The 1,418-nt window shown below is 65.4% G+C and carries 3 protein-coding genes; 2 read left to right on the top strand and 1 reads right to left on the bottom strand.

The features are described 5' to 3' along the window. Together EN925_RS35775 and EN925_RS35770 are read left to right on the top strand one after the other, a co-directional pair. On the top strand, positions 1–232 hold a 232-nt coding region (locus EN925_RS35775), incomplete at its 5' end, for a BA14K family protein (protein ID WP_164894659.1). A gap of 189 nt (positions 233–421) precedes the next feature. Then, positions 422–781: a hypothetical protein gene (locus tag EN925_RS35770; RefSeq protein ID WP_127370546.1), complete on the top strand. Its 360-nt coding sequence runs from the start codon at positions 422–424 to the stop codon at positions 779–781. Here EN925_RS35770 and EN925_RS35765 read toward each other — a convergent pair. After that, on the bottom strand, positions 782–1,418 hold a 637-nt coding region (locus EN925_RS35765; RefSeq protein ID WP_164894658.1), incomplete at its 5' end, for an IclR family transcriptional regulator.

Genomic DNA, 1,418 nt, shown 5'->3' with positions numbered 1-1,418 from the left:
GCCTTCGGCCGCCCACAGCCATCACCACAACCGCGAAATCGGCATCGGCATTGCTGCCGGCGTCGGCGGCTTCGTCCTCGGCAGCCTGCTCGCCCAGCCGCGCACCGTCTATGTCGACGAAGGCGGTGGCTCGTGGCATGTCCGCCGCTGCTACGATCGCTATGCCAGCTACGACGCAGACTCCGATACCTATCTCGGCCACGACGGATATCGCCACTATTGCCGTCTCTGAGGGGAGGAGGACCCGTTCAGCAACAGAGGGGCCCATGCGAGCCCCTCTTCTGTTGTCTGGATGGTAGCGGTGCGTGCTCCATCGGCCGCTTCAGCGCAGAACTGAAGGGATTGGTCCGGCGACAGATCGGACAGTGTACAGAGATTTTCCGAGCGTCTATCCTGGACCGCGAAACGCGGGGAGAGACCCTTGGACGAGCAGGACCCCAGGGAAGACCTGGTCGAAACGATTTTCCGCAACGGCACCGTCACCACCGTCGGCATCCTGCTGGCGTTTTCGCTGGGCTTCATCACCCATTGGGCCGCCAACCCGATCCCGTGGCAGACCTACCATCTTGTCGCCGTCCTGCCGATCCTGGCCGGCATTGCCTTGCAGATGCGGGCGCTCTCGCTGCTGCTCCACACGAAATGCCTGCAGCGGCGCATCTATGAACGCGCCAACCGCATCTTCATGGCCGGCCTGATATTCACCGCCTGCGGCGTCGGCATGGCCATCCTTCTCGATTTCTTTGATATCGCGACCAGGAGCGCGCTGCCCGGGGCGGGCTGATCAGTCGGCTCGCACGCCACCGATCATCCTGGTCACCTCGGCTGCCGCATCGCGCACCAGCGGGCCGATCTCGGCCAGCCGCTCCGGCGTCACCCGCACCGTCGGCCCTGACACCGAAACGCCGCCGATCGGCTCGCCGAATTCGTTGAAGATGGCGGCTGCCACGCAACGCATGCCGGGGTGCCGCTCCTCGTCGTCGACCGACCAGCCGCGCAGCTTGATCCGCGCCAGATCGTGGGCAAGCGCCGAAATGTCGGACAGCGTCCTGTCGGTGAAGCGCTGCAGGCCTGCCTTGCGCAGCATGGTTCCGACGCGCTCCGGCTCGAGATGCGCCAGCACCGCCTTGCCGATGCCCGACGCATGGAAGGGGCTGCGCGTGCCCGGCCGGAAGAAGGCGCGGATCGCCTGATGCGTCTCGACCTGGCTGACGAAGACCACGCAATCGTCCTCGGCGACGCCGAGATTGGCGGTCTCGCCGGTTCTCTCCATCAGCTCCTGCATGACGACACGCGCGCGGTCGACCAGCTTGCGGCGGCGCAGGAAGGCCGCGCCCATACGGTAGGTCTCGACGCCGATCGACCACAACTGGTCTGATGTGTCGAATTCGACCATTCCGTGGTTTTGCAGCGTCGTCAGC

Source organism: Mesorhizobium sp. M7A.F.Ca.US.006.04.2.1 (assembly GCF_004022915.1).
Classification (GTDB): Bacteria; Pseudomonadota; Alphaproteobacteria; order Rhizobiales; family Rhizobiaceae; genus Mesorhizobium; species Mesorhizobium ciceri.
Note: the sequence above shows the minus strand (reverse complement) of the source record. Positions and strands in the feature narration are given on the sequence as shown.